Source organism: Saccharopolyspora hattusasensis (assembly GCF_050972075.1).
GTDB classification, from domain to species: Bacteria; Actinomycetota; Actinomycetes; order Mycobacteriales; family Pseudonocardiaceae; genus Saccharopolyspora; species Saccharopolyspora hattusasensis.
Genome location: NZ_JBPCDC010000001.1, coordinates 4,167,087 through 4,182,481 on the forward strand (window position 1 = coordinate 4,167,087; position 15,395 = coordinate 4,182,481).

General features: G+C 68.7%; 15 protein-coding genes. 6 read left to right on the plus strand and 9 right to left on the minus strand.

Annotated elements, in window-relative coordinates:
• The first annotated feature begins 56 nt into the window (after positions 1-56).
• The 3 genes from trxB (at position 57) to ACRXBZ_RS19645 (ending at position 2,867) form a co-directional block, all read left to right on the plus strand.
• Positions 57-1,064: a thioredoxin-disulfide reductase gene (trxB, locus tag ACRXBZ_RS19635; protein WP_433880332.1), complete on the plus strand. Its 1,008-nt coding sequence runs from the start codon at positions 57-59 to the stop codon at positions 1,062-1,064.
• A 35-nt stretch (positions 1,065-1,099) separates the two neighbouring features.
• Positions 1,100-1,429, plus strand: coding sequence for a thioredoxin (trxA, locus tag ACRXBZ_RS19640; RefSeq protein WP_168585933.1), 330 nt, complete (start codon positions 1,100-1,102; stop codon positions 1,427-1,429).
• 289 nt (positions 1,430-1,718) lie between these two features.
• Positions 1,719-2,867 carry an N-acetylmuramoyl-L-alanine amidase gene (locus tag ACRXBZ_RS19645; protein ID WP_168585934.1) on the plus strand — a complete coding sequence of 383 codons (1,149 nt, stop codon included), beginning with the start codon at positions 1,719-1,721 and terminating at the stop codon, positions 2,865-2,867.
• Positions 2,868-3,139: 272 nt separating this feature from the next.
• Here ACRXBZ_RS19645 and ACRXBZ_RS19650 read toward each other — a convergent pair whose 3' ends face one another.
• Positions 3,140-3,766 (minus strand): GNAT family N-acetyltransferase, encoded by a 627-nt coding sequence (locus ACRXBZ_RS19650; protein WP_433880333.1) that lies wholly within the window; start codon positions 3,764-3,766, stop codon positions 3,140-3,142.
• Between the two features lie 498 nt (positions 3,767-4,264).
• Between ACRXBZ_RS19650 and ACRXBZ_RS19655 the strand changes: the two genes are divergently transcribed.
• Both ACRXBZ_RS19655 and ACRXBZ_RS19660 read left to right on the plus strand, forming a co-directional pair.
• The gene (locus ACRXBZ_RS19655; protein ID WP_433880334.1) at positions 4,265-5,608 is read left to right on the plus strand and encodes an aminotransferase-like domain-containing protein; all 1,344 of its coding nucleotides are present in this window, start codon (positions 4,265-4,267) and stop codon (positions 5,606-5,608) included.
• A gap of 97 nt (positions 5,609-5,705) precedes the next feature.
• Complete coding sequence (locus ACRXBZ_RS19660; RefSeq protein ID WP_433880335.1) at positions 5,706-6,656, plus strand: D-alanine--D-alanine ligase family protein; 951 nt, start codon at positions 5,706-5,708, stop codon at positions 6,654-6,656.
• 154 nt (positions 6,657-6,810) lie between these two features.
• Here the strand turns inward: ACRXBZ_RS19660 and ACRXBZ_RS19665 are convergent, their stop codons facing one another.
• The 8 genes from ACRXBZ_RS19665 to rpmH all read right to left on the minus strand — a co-directional run bounded on the left by ACRXBZ_RS19665 (position 6,811) and on the right by rpmH (position 12,354).
• Complete coding sequence (locus ACRXBZ_RS19665) at positions 6,811-7,809, minus strand: ParB/RepB/Spo0J family partition protein (RefSeq protein ID WP_433880336.1); 999 nt, start codon at positions 7,807-7,809, stop codon at positions 6,811-6,813.
• Positions 7,806-8,705: a ParA family protein gene (locus tag ACRXBZ_RS19670; RefSeq protein WP_223839738.1), complete on the minus strand. Its 900-nt coding sequence runs from the start codon at positions 8,703-8,705 to the stop codon at positions 7,806-7,808. Before ACRXBZ_RS19670 ends, ACRXBZ_RS19665 begins: the two co-directional genes overlap by 4 nt.
• A 98-nt stretch (positions 8,706-8,803) precedes the next feature.
• Complete coding sequence (rsmG, locus tag ACRXBZ_RS19675) at positions 8,804-9,502, minus strand: 16S rRNA (guanine(527)-N(7))-methyltransferase RsmG (protein ID WP_168585940.1); 699 nt, start codon at positions 9,500-9,502, stop codon at positions 8,804-8,806.
• Positions 9,503-9,882: 380 nt separating this feature from the next.
• The gene (locus tag ACRXBZ_RS19680) at positions 9,883-10,443 is read right to left on the minus strand and encodes a Jag family protein (RefSeq protein WP_433880337.1); all 561 of its coding nucleotides are present in this window, start codon (positions 10,441-10,443) and stop codon (positions 9,883-9,885) included.
• Between the two features lie 32 nt (positions 10,444-10,475).
• The gene (gene yidC / locus ACRXBZ_RS19685) at positions 10,476-11,408 is read right to left on the minus strand and encodes a membrane protein insertase YidC (RefSeq protein WP_433880338.1); all 933 of its coding nucleotides are present in this window, start codon (positions 11,406-11,408) and stop codon (positions 10,476-10,478) included.
• 5 nt (positions 11,409-11,413) lie between these two features.
• The gene (yidD, locus tag ACRXBZ_RS19690; protein WP_168585943.1) at positions 11,414-11,752 is read right to left on the minus strand and encodes a membrane protein insertion efficiency factor YidD; all 339 of its coding nucleotides are present in this window, start codon (positions 11,750-11,752) and stop codon (positions 11,414-11,416) included.
• Entirely contained in the window at positions 11,752-12,198 is a 447-nt protein-coding gene (gene rnpA, locus ACRXBZ_RS19695; RefSeq protein WP_433880339.1) for a ribonuclease P protein component, read from the minus strand. Before rnpA ends, yidD begins: the two co-directional genes overlap by 1 nt.
• A gap of 12 nt (positions 12,199-12,210) precedes the next feature.
• Positions 12,211-12,354 carry a 50S ribosomal protein L34 gene (gene rpmH, locus ACRXBZ_RS19700; protein ID WP_083822226.1) on the minus strand — a complete coding sequence of 48 codons (144 nt, stop codon included), beginning with the start codon at positions 12,352-12,354 and terminating at the stop codon, positions 12,211-12,213.
• Positions 12,355-12,970: 616 nt separating this feature from the next.
• Here rpmH and dnaA point away from each other — a divergent pair.
• Positions 12,971-14,755, plus strand: coding sequence for a chromosomal replication initiator protein DnaA (gene dnaA / locus ACRXBZ_RS19705; RefSeq protein WP_433880340.1), 1,785 nt, complete (start codon positions 12,971-12,973; stop codon positions 14,753-14,755).
• The last annotated feature ends 640 nt before the right edge of the window (positions 14,756-15,395 follow it).

Consider the following 15,395-nt stretch of genomic DNA (forward strand, 5'->3'; position numbering starts at 1 on the left):
AGCCGGGTACCGTCGCGCGCCGAGCGCGACGGAGACGCTACGACGGAAGGGGCGCGGTGACTGGCGAAGTCCGCAACGTGATCATCGTGGGCTCTGGCCCCGCCGGATACACCGCTGCGGTGTACGCCGCACGGGCGGAGCTCGAACCACTCGTCTTCGAGGGCACCCAGTTCGGTGGCGCGTTGATGACCACCACCGACGTGGAGAACTTCCCGGGGTTCTCCGACGGGATCATGGGCCCGGATCTGATGGAGCAGATGCGGTCCCAGGCGGAACGCTTCGGTGCCGAGCTGCGGGCCGAGGACGTCGAGCGCCTCGACCTGACCCCAGGGGAAGAAAGCGCCGGCGTGAAGTCCGTGTTCGCAGGCGGTGTGGAGTACCGCGCGAAGGCGGTCATCCTCGCAATGGGCGCCGCCGCCCGCTACCTCGGCGTCCCGGGCGAGGAGCGCCTGCTCGGCCACGGCGTGTCCGCCTGCGCCACCTGCGACGGCTTCTTCTTCCGCGACCAGGACATCGCCGTCATCGGCGGCGGTGACTCGGCGATGGAGGAGGCTACCTTCCTGACCCGCTTCGCCCGGTCGGTGACGATCATCCACCGCCGCGAGGAGTTCCGCGCCTCCAAGATCATGCTGGAGCGGGCCCGGGCCAACGAGAAGATCAAGTGGCTGACCAACAAGGCGGTCACCGAGGTCGTCGGCGGCAATGCCGTCAGCACCCTGAAGCTCCGCGACACGGTCACCGGCGAGACCTCCGAGCTGGACGTGACCGGCATGTTCGTCGCGATCGGCCACGACCCGCGCAGCCAGCTGGTGCGCGACCAGGTCACCTTGGACGCCGAGGGTTACGTGCAGGTCCAGCAGCCCACCACGCACACCGGGATCCCCGGCGTGTTCGCCGCGGGCGACCTGGTGGACCACACCTACCGGCAGGCGATCACCGCGGCCGGTTCCGGATGCTCCGCCGCAATGGATGCCGAACGCTGGCTCGCTGAGCACGACGTGCCCGAGGCCGAGGTGGCCGCCGAGCTCGTCGGTGGCGGCTACGGGCCCGGCTCGGCGAACTGACTCCAGGCAGCACCAAACCGACAGGGAGAAGGAACATGGCCGACACCAACACGGTGGTCGTGGACGAGAAGACGTTCAAGGAAAAGGTCCTGGACAGCGACAAGCCGGTCCTGGTCGACTTCTGGGCCAACTGGTGCGGCCCGTGCAAGATGGTCGCCCCGGTGCTGGAGCAGATCGCCGGCGAGCACAAGGACAAGATCACCGTCGCGAAGCTGGACATCGACGCCAACCCCAGCCTGCAGCGCGACTACCAGGTGATGTCCATCCCGACCCTGCTGCTGTTCAAGGACGGCCAGCCGGTCAAGCAGATCGTCGGCGCCAAGCCGAAGGCGGCGCTGGAGTCGGACCTGTCCGAGTACCTGTGAAATCGGACTCCATCTGACGCAACCGAATAACGCGGTCCCGCCGTCTAGTCGATAGGACAGTGACGGCGGGATCGTGTTTTCGCGCACCGAACGAGATCACCCACCCACGGACCGTTGTCGCACGTCCACCCCGGTGGTCGTGGGCCGTAGCGCCGGGTCTCGGTGCACAAGGCACAATGACCCGACGGGTCCGCCTTCCGGACCCGGCACGCAGAACGGGAATCCGGGGCAAACCCGGCCATCCTTCGCGTCGGTGCCAGTACCGGCGCCTGAATCGAGCGAGGAGTGCATGCAGCTGCTCCACCGCGGTGACGTCGGTCCGGCCGTTGCCGAGATCAGGAACACCCTTGCGGCGTTGGGTCTGCTTCCGGCCAACACCCGGACGGGACCGTCGATCTTCGACGACGCGGTGGAACAAGCGGTCCGGGTCTTCCAACAGCAACGTGGGCTGATCACCGACGGCGTCGTGGGCCCGGCGACCTACCGGGCGCTGACGGACGCGCGCTGGCGCCTCGGCGACCGGTCGCTGGCCTTTCTGGTGTCCAAGCCGATCAGCGGCGACGACGTCTTCGCGCTGCAGGAGCGGCTGCTGGAGCTGGGCTTCGACACGGGCCGCCCGGACGCCATCTTCGGCCGGGAGACCGAGCAGGCGCTGCGCAGCTTCCAGCGTGACTACGGGCTGAACCCCGACGGCATCTGCGGGCCGGGCACGCTGCGGGCGCTCAAGCAGCTCGCGCCGAAGGTCCGCGGCGGGCGGCCGGTGTTCCTGCGCGAGCAGGAGAAGGTGCGGCGCGCGGGGCCCCGGCTGCGCGGCAAGCGGATCGTGATCGACCCGGGCCACGGCGGCACGGACCGCGGGGTGTGCATCGACAACGTGCACGAGGCCGACCTGACCTGGGACCTGGCCCGCCGGTTGGAAGGCCGGATGGTCGCCACCGGAATGGAGGCCCTGATCACCCGCGGGCCCAACGCCAGCCCGCCGGACGCCGACCGAGCCGGTTTCGCCAACGAGGCCGGCGCCGACATGTTCCTGTCGCTGCACATCGACGCCAACCAGTCGCCGCTGGCGGAGGGCGTGGCGAGCTTCCACTTCGGCACCGGCAACGGCACCACGTCGACCGTGGGGGAGGCGCTGGCGGGCTTCCTGCAGCGCGAAATCGTGGCCCGGACGGGGCTGCGCGACTGCCACACCCACCCCAAGACATGGGACGTGCTGCGGCTGACCCGGATGCCCGCGGTGCGGATGGAGATCGGCTACCTGACCAACGCCCGGGACCGCAGTCGGCTGCTGGACCCGGCGTTCCGGGACGTCGTCGCGGAGGGCCTGCTGGTCGCGGTGAAGCGGTTGTACCTGCTGGGCAAGGACGACCAGCCGACGGGCACGTTCACCTTCGATGACCTGCTGCGCCACGAACTCGCCCGCGCCGAGGGCGCCTGACCGCACTGGTCCGCCGCAATTTCAATGGAAATCGAAGGTCCAATTTCCATTGAAATTGCGGAAACGAAATCTCCGTTCTGCGATGCGGAAGATTCTTCCCGGATGGTTGGGGGATTTGTCGACTTGGTGACCTGTCGACGTTGACTTGGTGACTTCTCGACTTGGTGACCTGTCGACGTCGACTTGGGTGGCCGGGTGGCCTCTCCGACTTGGTGGCCTCTCCGACTTGGTGGCCTGTCGACTTGGTCATCCTGCCGGGCCTGTTCGGCCGGTCAGGCGCCGCCTATGGCCGGTTCGGCCGTCTTGATCGTCACCGAGCTCAGCAGCCGCTCCAGCGCCGCCTCCACGTCTTCCTTCCAGGAGATCGCGGTGCGCAGCTCAAGCCGCATCCTGGGCCATTTGGGGTGCTGGCGAACCGTCTTGAAGCCGACCTGCTGCAGGAAGCCCGCCGGGATCACGCAGCTCTCGGCGGAGCCCGCCAGGTCGCCGAAGGCCTCCACGGCCTTCACCCCGCGCCGGGTCAGGTCCTTCGCCACGTTCTGCACCAGGATCCGCCCCAGCCCACCGTGCTCGAACTCCGGCAGCACGCGCAGCGCGGTCAGCAACACCGCGTCCGCGCTCACCGGGGCTGTGGGGAAGGCGTTGGAGCGCGGCACGGCCGCGGGCGGCGCGTACATCGCGTACCCCGCCGGAACGCCGTCCACGTAGACGATGCGGCCGCAGGAGCCCCACTCCAGCAGCACGCTGGAGACCCAAGCCTCTTTCTCCAGTTCGGTCTCGCCGAACTCCTCGGCCTGCTCCCGGACGTGCGGCGCCAACTCCCAGAAAACACATCGGCGACACCGCCGGGGCAGGTGGTCGAGGTTGTCCAGCGTGACGCCGACGACGCGTCGCGACACCTGACCTCCTGGAAACCCGCACGAACCCGCGCAGATGCGGCGGGATGCCGCCAGGATAAGCCGCTGCAGCCCGGCACCGGAACCCACAGCGCACGCCATCAGCAACCCGATGGAGTGAGATCGCTTACCTCCGGCCAACCGATCACAAGGGAGCCGCCACCACCACCGCCACCGGAACAACCGCCACGGCGACACCTGAACGGGATGCGCTCCAAGCTGCCGCATGTGGCGAAGCCACTTGGCCCACCTATGCAACCTGCACCGCCGCGGGTTCTCCGGAGCTATCTCGCGAGGCCAGCCCCAACGCCAGTCGGGGATCCCGGAGTCGAGAAGGCCCCTGAGGTGCCGCCACCCGCACCGCCACGCAGAACGAGATCGGAGACCCGCTATTGCGAGGTGCTCGTTACATGTCGGGTGGGTTGTGACGATAGGCCCTATAGAATCGCCCGATCGTCCCCACGGGATGAGCAGAGCGCACAACCGAAACCGGAGCGCGATATGTCGGACCACGGAAGCCCGCCGGCCACGCCGGAACAGCCCAGCCCGCCCGAGAAGCCCGCACGCAACCTGGACGCGTACCGGGCGCACTACGCGGAGCGGACCACCGGGATGACGGCCTCCGAGATCCGAGCTCTCTTCGCCGTCGCGAGCCGCCCCGAGGTGGTCTCGTTGGCCGGCGGCATGCCGAACCTCGCCGCGCTGCCGCTGGACTCGCTGGCCGCCGAGGTCGCCCGCCTCATCTCCGTCGACGGCCAAGTCGCGCTGCAGTACGGCTCCGCGCACGGCGTGCCGGAGCTGCGCGAGCAGATCTGCGAGGTCATGGCGCTGGAGGGGATCACCGCCCACCCGGACGACGTGATGGTCACCGCGGGCTCCCAGATGGCCCTGGACATGGTCACCCGCATCTTCTGCGACCCGGGCGACGTCATCCTCGCCGAGGGCCCGTCCTACGTCGGCGCGCTCGGCTCGTTCGCCGCGTACCAGGCCGAGGTCGTGCACGTCGCGATGGACGAGGACGGCCTGCAGCCGGAGGCACTGCGCCAGGCCATCGCCAACGTGACCGCGCAGGGCAAGCGGATCAAGTTCCTCTACACCATTCCGAACTTCCACAACCCGGGCGGCATCACGCTGGCCCTGCCGCGGCGCTCCGAGATCCTGGAGATCTGCGCCCAGCACGGCATCCTCGTGGTGGAGGACAACCCGTACGGCCTGCTCGGCTTCGACGGCCAGCCGCACCCCGCGCTGCGCAGCATGGATGCGGACAACGTCGTCTACCTCGGTTCGTTCTCCAAGACATTCGCCTCCGGGCTGCGCGTCGGCTGGGTGCTGGCGCCGCACGCTATCCGGGAGAAGCTGGTGCTGACCGCCGAGTCGGCCACGCTGTGCCCGCCCACGCTGAACCAGATGATCGTGTCCCGCTACCTGAGCACGCACGACTGGCTGGGACAGATCAAGATCTTCCAAGAGCAGTACCGGGAGCGGCGCGACGCGATGCTCAGCGCGCTCGAGCAGTACATGCCGCCGGGTTGCACGTGGACGCGCCCCGACGGCGGCTTCTTCGTCTGGCTCACCGTGCCGGAGGGCGTGGACACCAAGGCGATGCTGCCCCGCGCGGTGACCCAGCGGGTCGCGTACGTGTCGGGCACCGGGTTCTACCGCGACGGGTTCGGCAGCCGGCAGATGCGCTTGTCGTTCTGCTACCCGACACCGGAGCGGATCCGCGAGGGCGTCCGACGGCTGGCCAACACGCTGACCGAGGAGATGGAGCTGGTCCGCACCTTCGGCACGGTGCCCCAGCGCAGCGTCCCGGGCCCGCAGGTTCCGTCTCCCGACACCGCGTAGAGTTTTCGCCGAATCCTGGCCCGAAATCCAAACAGTCCACTGTGCACCAGGAGTCCTCCTGAGCACAGTGGACTACTACTTTCCAGGGGTGTGTTGAGTGTCTGAACGCTGGGTTGCCGTGCTCGCAGGGGGGCTGTCGCACGAGCGCGAGGTGTCGCTGCGCTCCGGGCGCCGATTGTCCGCCGCACTGCGTTCGGTCGGCGTGACCGTGGCGGAGTGGGATGCCGACGCCCGGCTGCTGTCCCGCATCGAACAGGAGCGCCCCGACGCGGTCGTGGTCGCCCTGCACGGCGGGGAAGGGGAGAACGGCGCGGTGCAGGCCGTGCTGGACATGGTCGGTGTCCCGTACGTCGGCACCGGCCCGCATGCTTGCCGCCGGGCCTGGGACAAGCCGACCGCCAAGGCCGAACTGGCGCGCTCCGGGCTTGCCACGCCGGACTGGGTTGCGTTGCCGCATGCAACGTTCCGCGAGCTCGGCGCGCAGGCCGTGTTGGACGCGCTCGTGGCCAAGCTCGGGCTGCCGTTGATGCTCAAGCCGGACCAGGGCGGGTCGGCGCTGGGCGCGCACGTGGTGCGCGACGCCGCCGAGCTCCCCGCGGCGATGGTGGGCGCGCTGTCCTACGGCGACGCGGTGCTCGTCGAGCAGTTCGTCGAGGGGACCGAGGTGGCGATCACCGTCATCGACGGGCCGGATGGACCGGAGGCGTTGCCCGCGGTGCAGATCGAGCCGGCGGACGGGGTTTACGACTACACCGCCCGCTACACCGCCGGGCTCACCAGTTACCACGCACCCGCCGAGGTCCCGGCCGAAGCCGCCGCCGCCGCGGGCGAGCTGGCGATCGCCGCACACCGACTACTCGGGCTCCGCGACGTCTCGCGGACGGACGCGATCATCGACCGGGACGGGACGCCGCACTTCCTGGAAGTCAACGTGTCGCCCGGACTGACCGAGACCTCGCTGCTGCCGATGGCGGTCGAGGCCGCCGGGCGGTCACTGGGGGAGGTCTTCGCGACGCTCGTCGAGCGGGCGATCGCGCGATCGCGGTGATCCGCTGTTTCACGTGAAACAAGAGGGCCGGTCTCCGACGAGACCGGCCCTCTTCTTGTCGCGAGCGAGTGCGATGAGCACTCTTGATTTTTAACTACTGTATGCGATTTTCAACTACCGTAAGTCATCGTCACCGTGACGAAAGATCTCGGTATCATTGCTCATGGATCTCGCGGTCCTGATTAATCAAGATCAACTCCACCAACCGCTCAAGATCGTCAACCGACCCGAATTCGACGACGATCCGTCCCTTCCGCTTGCCGCGCTCCACCTTGACGGTGGTGTCGAAGTGGTTCGACAGCCGGTCCGCCAACCGGTCGAAGCCGGGGGCCTCGATCGGCTTCTTCGCCGCCCTCTTCTTCCGCGGCGCCTCCGACTTGATCAGCTTGACCTGCTCCTCGGTCGTGCGGACCGACAAGCCCTCCGCGACGATCCGCTTCGCGAGGTCCTCCTGCTGCTCGACGTCCTCCAGGCCCAACAGGGCGCGGGCGTGCCCGGCCGACAGCACCCCGACCGCCACCCGCCGCTGCACCTCCAGCGGCAGCCGCATTAGGCGGATCGTGTTCGTGACGACCGAGCGACTGCGGCCGATGCGGTCGGCCAGCTCGTCATGGGTCACGCCGAACTCGTCCAGCAGCTGCTGGTAGGCCGCCGCCTCCTCCAGGGGATTCAGCTGCACCCGGTGGATGTTTTCCAGCAGCGCGTCCCGGAGCATCGCGTCGTCCTGCGTCCTGCGGACGATCGCGGGGATGACCTTCAGCCCGGCTAGCTGGGAGGCACGCCACCGGCGCTCACCCATGATCAGCTCGAACTTGTCGGCGCCCAGCTCCCGCACCACGATCGGCTGCAGCAGCCCGAACTCGCGGATCGAGTGCTCCAGCTCGTGCAGCGCGGACTCTTCGAAGACCTGCCGGGGCTGTTTCGGGTTGGGCGCGATCGAGTCGATGGGAATCTCGCGGTAAACCGCGCCCGCCACGGAACCGCCGGTTTCACGTGAAACATCGGACCCGGACCGGTTGCCGAACGACTTACGCAGGGCCGGGCTGCTCTGCAATGCCACGCCGTCGGCACCCGCCGGGGGAGCGCCTGCCGGGGGACCGCTGGGGATCAGCGCGGCGATGCCGCGGCCAAGACCACCTCGACGCTCGGTCATGCTGTCTTCCTCTCAGCACCCCGCTCGGCGATCTCCCGAGCGGCGTCCAGGTAGCTCATCGACCCGCGCGAGCCCGGGTCGTACGTCAGCACCGTCTGGCCGAAGCCGGGGGCCTCGGAGATCTTCACGCTCCGCGGGATGACCGTCCGCAGCGCCAGGTCCCCGAAGTGGCCGCGTACCTCGGCGGCCACCTGGTCCGCCAGCTTGGTGCGTCCGTCGTACATGGTCAACAGGATCGTCGACACCCAGAGCGCGGGGTTGAGGTGCGCCTGCACCAGCTCGATATTGCGCAGCAGCTGGCCCAGCCCCTCCAGCGCGTAGTACTCGCACTGGATCGGGATCAGCACCTCGTTCGCGGCGACCAACGCGTTCACCGTGAGCAGCCCCAGCGACGGCGGGCAGTCGATGAGGACGTAGTCGGGTGCGAGCTGGTCCACCACCTCGGAGTTCAGCGCCTCCTTCAGCCGACCCTCGCGCGCCACCATGGTGACGAGCTCGATCTCGGAGCCCGCCAGGTCGATCGTCGCCGGCACGCACCACAGGTTCTTCGACTGGGTACTTTGCGCCGCCGCATCGGCGATGCTGATCTCACCGAGCAGCACCTCGTACACCGACGGGACGCCGGAGCGGTGCTCGACGCCCAGCGCGGTGCTCGCGTTGCCCTGCGGGTCGAGGTCGATGACCAACACGTTGAGCCCATGCAGCGCCAGCCCGGCCGCGAGGTTCACCGTGCTCGTCGTCTTGCCGACGCCGCCCTTCTGGTTGGCCACGGTCATGATCCGCCGATGGGTGGGGCGGGGGAGTTCCAGGGTCTCCGGGTGCAGCACCCGGGTCGCCCGCTGGGCCTCCTCCATGATCGGGGTCCAGCCGATGTCGTCCTTGCCGAAGCTGCTCATAGACGACTCGCCTCCCGGCCCGGAGGGGAACCGAAGCCCGCCCATTGCACGCCCCCTCGTTTCACGTGAAACACGACCCGCTCCGTTTGACTCCGGATTCACCGTCCACGATCCTTTCTCGTTCGACGTGCACCGTCACGACGCCGACCGGACGCATTTCGGGTCGCCGCGACCCGCTCCACCACGACGACGGTCGTCGGCACCTCGATCACACCGACACCACACGAAACCACTTCGCCGCGACCGCCGCCGACCGCAGCGATCGCCGCCGCATCCCGTTCGAGTTCCTCCGCCGCGCTCTCGCCCTTCATGGCGAGCAGCCGGCCCCCGGTCCGAAGCAGCGGGAGGCACCACTTCGCGAGCCGTTCCATCGGCGCCACGGCACGCGCGGTCACGACGTCCTGATCGGCCAGCCGTTCGCGCACCGGGCCCTCCTCGGCACGTCCACGCACCACCTCGACGGTGAGCGCCAACTCGGTGATGACTTCCTGCAACCACGTCACCCGTCGAGCCATCGGCTCCAACAGGGTCAGGTTCAGATCCGGGCGGGCGATTGCCAACGGGATGCCCGGCAACCCCGCCCCAGAGCCTACGTCCAACACCCGGCAATTCGGTGGCAGCAACTCCGCAATCACCGCAGAGTTCAATAAATGTCTTTCCCAGAGCCGGTCCAGTTCGCGCGGACCGATCAGACCGCGGCGGATTCCGTGCTCCTGGAGCAACTCGACGAAGCGTTCCGCCAACGCCAACCGCTCGCCGAATACGACCCGCGCCTCAGATGGCGCACCTCCGGTCAAAGCATTCACCCCGTGTCGATGTTTCACGTGGAACCAGGTGTGTTCACCTAAGCCTGCCGGATCGCAATCCGCAGTCACACGGCAACCCGCGTTTCACGTGAAACCTCCTTGGGGGAATCGGCTCAACGCACGTGGCGATGCGGGCGGCGCAACCACAGGCGCCGCCCGGACTCCAGATCCCCGATTCGCGCAATTACAACAGGAGTAAGGGCTTACTCGTCAGGCGACGTCTGAGAACCCGCGACGGCGCGGGCGCTACTTCGAGGAAGCGAACGCATCGAGGTCTCGTCCAACCGCCGCGTTTCACGTGAAACACGGGCCCGAATAGGACGGTGCCCCCGCCGGTCCGAGGATCGACGGGGGCACCGGTGGGGCAGCAGTCAGCTCTTGAAGACGACGACCTTGCGGTTGGGCTCTTCGCCTTCGCTCTCGCTGTGCACGCCGTCGACGGCCGCAACGGCGTCGTGGATGATCTTCCGCTCGAACGGCGTCATCGGGCGCAGTCGCGCCTCCTTGCCGGTCTCCAGCACGGTCTCCGCAGTCGAGCGCCCGAGCTCGGTCAGCTCCTGCCGACGGCCCGCCCGCCAGCCCGCGACGTCCAGCATCAGCCGGCTGCGGACGCCGGTCTCCTGCTGCACCGCCAGCCGGGTCAGCTCCTGCAGCGCCTCCAGTACCTGGCCGCGTCCGCCGACCAGCTTCTCCAGATCGTCGCCGCCGTCGATGCTCACCACCGCGCGACCCGCCTCGACGTCCAGGTCGATGTCCCCGTCGTAGTCCAGCAGGTCGAGTAGCCGCTCCAGGTAGTCACCCGCGATGTCGCCCTCCTGCACCAGGAGAGCTTCGGTGTTCGACACCTCGGACTTTTCAGTCTCGGTGTTCTCGGTGCTGTCGGTCTGGGGCTCGGCCGGGGACGGGCTCGACTCCTGCACGGTTTCGGACACTGGGTGTCTCCTCTCCAGGGTTCGCGACGGACTCAGCGGGACTCGCCCGGCTTGTCCGTGTCGCGAGAACGGTCTTCGATCACCCCGGGGATCTCACCGGGTTGGTCCTTGGCCGCCGGGTCCGCGGCCCGCGTGGTGTCCGTCTCCACCCCAGTGGATTCGACGACCACGGGCGCGCCGGCCAGCGCAGCCTCCTCGTGGTCGATCCGGCGGTACACCACGCGCTGCTGACCCAGCGTCCAGAAGTTGTTGGCCAACCAGTAGATGAGGATGGCCAGCGGCAGGAACGGACCGCCGATGATCGCGAACATCGGGAAGATCCACAGCGTCATCCGGTTCATGATCGCCGTCTGCGGGTTGGCCGCCGCGTCGGCGGTCTGCCGCTGCACCGAGTGGCGCGCGGTGAAGTGCGTGGCGATCGCGGCGGCGATCATCAGCGGCACACCGACCAGCATCATTTCCACACGGTCGGTGCCGAACGTCGCGAGCACCTCGGGGGTCTGGCTGATGGTGTTCGACAGCTTCGCGCCGAACAGATCGGCCGCCACGAACGAGGCCACGTCGTCGGCGTTGAAGATGTAGTTCGACGGTGCGCCCGGTTTGAACCCGTTGAGCACGTGGAAGAGCCCGATGAACACCGGGACCTGCACCAGCATCGGCAGGCAGCCGCTGATCGGGTTGAAGCCCTGCTCGGCCTGCATCTTCTGCATCTCGGCGGCCAGCTTCTGCCGGTCGTCGCCGTACTTGGCCTGCAGCGCTCGGATCTGCGGCGCGAACTCCTGCATCTTCTTCATCGACCGCACCTGGTGCACGAACGGCTTGAACAGCAGCGCGCGCAGCGTGAAGACGAGGAAGATCACCGCCAGCGCCCAGGCGTAGCCGCTGGCCGGATCCAGCACGAAGCCGAACACCTTGTGCCAGAACCAGAGGATGGCCGACACCGGGTAATAGATGAAGTCCAGCACGCGGGCTACTCCTCGGCAGGTTTCTCGGGTACGCGGCCACCAACGGGGTCGCCCGCCGCGGACCGCTCACGGGGCGGTGGAACGGGGTCCAGGCCTCCAGGGTGCCAGGGGCCGCAGCGCAGCAACCTGCGCAGGGTCAACCAGCCACCGCGGAACAGGCCGTGGACGGTGAGTGCCTCGACCGCGTAGGTGCTGCAACTCGGGTAAAACCGGCACGACGGCGGCAGCAGCGGGGAGATCACCTTGCGGTAGACGTGCACCGGACCGAGCAGCACCCAGGCGAGCGGGCCCGGGCGCCGAGCAGGGGCGCGGAGCCTGTCGTCGTGGCGCTCGTCCGAAGCCATCACCTGGAACCCGTCGCCGGAACATCGGGGGCGAGGACGCGGAGCTTGCGCAGCGCCACGTCGAGATCCGCACCGAGCTCGCGGCTGGACGCACCTGCCGCGGGCGGCAGGGCGCGGACCACCACCAGTGTGCCAGCGGGCAACGCCGGCAGGAGGTCGCGCATCAGGTGCCGGAGGCGGCGGGTGACCCGGTGCCGGACGACGGCCGTCCCCACGGCCTTGCTCACGACAAAACCCACCCGGGTCGAGACATCCGAATTCCGGGTGGGTGCCGTTTTCGCCTCGGCTTCCGGCAAGGCCTCGCCGGTGTGGTGCGGGCCGAGGTCCCGAGCCTGGTCCGGACGCAGCACGTGGACCACCAGGCGGGACCGGCCGACCCGGCGACCACGACGGACCACCAGGCGGAACTCCTGGTTTTTGGTCAGCCTGGCTGCCGCGGGAAGCACGGCCGGACGCGATCAGGCAGTCAGCTGCGCGCGACCCCGGCGACGGCGCGAGGCCACGATGGCCCGGCCGGCCCGAGTGCGCATGCGCAGCCGGAACCCGTGCTTCCTGGCACGGCGGCGGTTGTTCGGCTGGAAAGTGCGCTTGCCCTTGCTCACGGTCGGATCTCCCGGTTACTACAGGCACCGATGGCCACGGTGAACCACGGTTCGGTCAAGGTGTCCCTGTTTCGCGAGCCGCAGTCGCTGGCCGTGCGGCGATCGGCGAACACCGAGCGGTGCACGGCGCCGGAATCTCGGCGCAGCGACATGCCCGCTCAGGAAGCGGGGGACTGTACGAGAGTACGCAGTGGCAGCGGAGGACGCTGAACCGGGGTCGCCAACCGGCGACGATCACCGGGCACAGCCGCCGCACCAGTGGCCACCAGGCTGCCACATCCCGATCTTCGCGGCATCTCCGGGAGTCGCTTGTGACGCGGGCGCGACCTTGTTAGCGTGCCCCCCTGCGATGCGCGGACCGGTGTGTGGGAGCACCGGTCTTCGGTGGGCACCTGACCTCGATCGCAGCGGTACAGCCGCCCCAGGAAGGATCACCGGAGCGGCCTGCCGTACCTTCATACACAAGTTGTGGACAACTCTGTGGACACCTGCTCGAACAGGTGTCCACTTGAGTATGGCCCCACCGTCCCGTGACACCGCCCGCGCCCGAGCACCGTGGGAGCCTGGCCCGGGACCGCACCGGGGGCTGCGCGAGCGAGGGGAGGGGAGCAAGGCGGTGTCCGACCACCAAGCCGATCTCGTTCGAGTTTGGGATGAGGTGGTGCAGGAGCTGTCTTCCGGCACGCTCTCGCCTCAGCAACGCGCCTGGATGCGGGTGACCCGACCGATCGGGCTGCTGGACGGTACCGCGCTGCTCGCCGCGCCGAGCGACTTCGCCAAGGAAGCCATCGAGCGCGCGCTGCGCGACCCGATCACCGACGCGCTTTCCCGCCGGCTCGGCCGCGCCGTGTCGCTGGCGGTGAAGGTGGACACCGCCGTTCCCGCGCCCACCCGCCCGGTCGCGGCACCCGCGTCGGCCGATTCCTGGTCGGCCGATTCCTGGTCCGGCCGCGGTCCCGGTACTCCGACCGGCGCCGATCACTCCGGGCATCCGTTCGTCTCCGCGCCTGGCTTCGGGCGGGGGCCCGAAGCTTTCGGGAACACCGCGCACACCGGCTCGATCAGCGGGCCCGTCACCGGTCCGGTGCCTGGTTCGTTGCCCGACGCCGGAGGACGGCACGCGGCACCGGACAAGCACCCCGGGATCGACTTCTCGACGGCCGAGTTCAGATGGCCCAACGGCGAGGTTCCGTCGCCGTTGGATGCCGACGGCGACGGCGAAACCGACGAGCCGGAGAGCGCGGCGACCGAGCCGGAAGCCGACGAGTCCGCCAACGAGATCTGGCCGACCTTCGGCCGCGCCGGACAACCGGGCGAGCCGCACCAGGGCCAGCCGTTCACCGCGCCGAAGCACGCGCCGCCGACCTCGCAGACCCGGCTGAACGCGAAGTACACCTTCGACACGTTCGTCATCGGCTCCTCGAACCGCTTCGCGCACGCCGCCGCCGTCGCCGCGGCGGAAGCACCGGCCCGCGCGTACAACCCGCTGTTCATCTGGGGCGAGTCCGGGCTCGGCAAGACGCACCTGCTGCACGCGGTCGGCCACTACGCCCAGCGGCTGTTCCCCGGGATGCGCGTCCGCTACGTGTCCACCGAGGAATTCACCAACGACTTCATCAACTCGCTGCGCGACGACCGGCAGGTGGCGTTCCAGCGCCGGTACCGCGACGTCGACGTGCTGCTGGTGGACGACATCCAGTTCTTGGAGGGCAAGGAAGGAACCCAGGAGGAGTTCTTCCACACCTTCAACACCCTGCACAACTCGAACAAGCAGATCGTGGTGTCCTCGGACCGGCCGCCGAAGGGGCTGCGCACCCTGGAGGACCGGCTGCGCACCCGGTTCGAGTGGGGCCTGATCACGGACATCCAGCCGCCGGAGCTGGAGACGCGGATCGCGATCCTTCGCAAGAAGGCCGCCCAGGACCGGATGAATGCGCCGGCCGACGTGCTGGAGTTCATCGCGTCCCGGATCGAGCGCAACATCCGCGAGCTGGAGGGGGCGCTGATCCGGGTCACCGCGTTCGCGTCGCTGAACCGGCAGCCGGTCGACCTGCAGCTGGCCGAGATCGTGCTGCGCGACCTGATCCCGGACTCGCAGACCCCGGAGATCACCCCGCCGACGATCATGGCGGTGACAGCGGACTACTTCAGCGTGACCATCGACGACCTGTGCGGCCCGGGCAAGACGAAGGCGCTGGCGCAGGCGCGCCAGATCGCGATGTACCTGTGCCGGGAGCTGACCGACTCGTCGCTGCCGAAGATCGGCCAGTACTTCGGCGGCCGCGACCATACGACGGTGATGTACGCGGACAAGAAGATCCGCAAGGAGATGGCCGAGCGGCGCCGCGTCTACGAGCACGTCCAAGAGCTCACGGCCCGAATCAAGCAGCAGTCCCGCTGACCTCTCAAAGGAAACCGGGGGCGTCCCTGCGCGCCTTCGCTGCTTGCCTGATGCTGCCGTGCTGTTGAGAAGTTCGAGGTCAGAAGGGTCGGGCCGCTCAGATGGCCGCTGCGGGGCCATCTCGGGGTCCCCGGTGTGATTCCTTCGCCTCTCGCGGCGAATCTTTCTGCTGACCCCGCCCGGCGCGAGCCACCCCCGTCAGCAGAAAGCTCTCCCGTAGCGGCCCGTGGGGAATCGCTCCGGCCGCGCGCCGTCGGGCCCGGAGTGGGGCTCCGCCTGATCGTTGGTCGCTGCGCGCTTCGCGGCGCGCGCCGGACGTCCCGGGGTCCGCCGGGGACGTCGAGAGATTTCTGTTGGACCACCCGGCTCGCATCAGACCGCCCCGACAGAAAACTTCGGGCCGTTTCGCGGGCCGCCGGGGTCCGGGATGCGCGCGCATCGAAGGCTGTGAACCGGCCGCGGGGCGCGCGCCCGGACAGCAAACCACCACGTTCCGAGGTTGATCAAGCGCGCTACGCACTCGCGAAGGGAGTTGGCGCGCCGAATTTTTCTGAGGACCCGGGTGGTCTTCGCCTCACCCCATCGATAAAAAAGTCCGCCATGTCAGCGGCAAGGCCCGAGTTATCCACAGGTTCTCCAT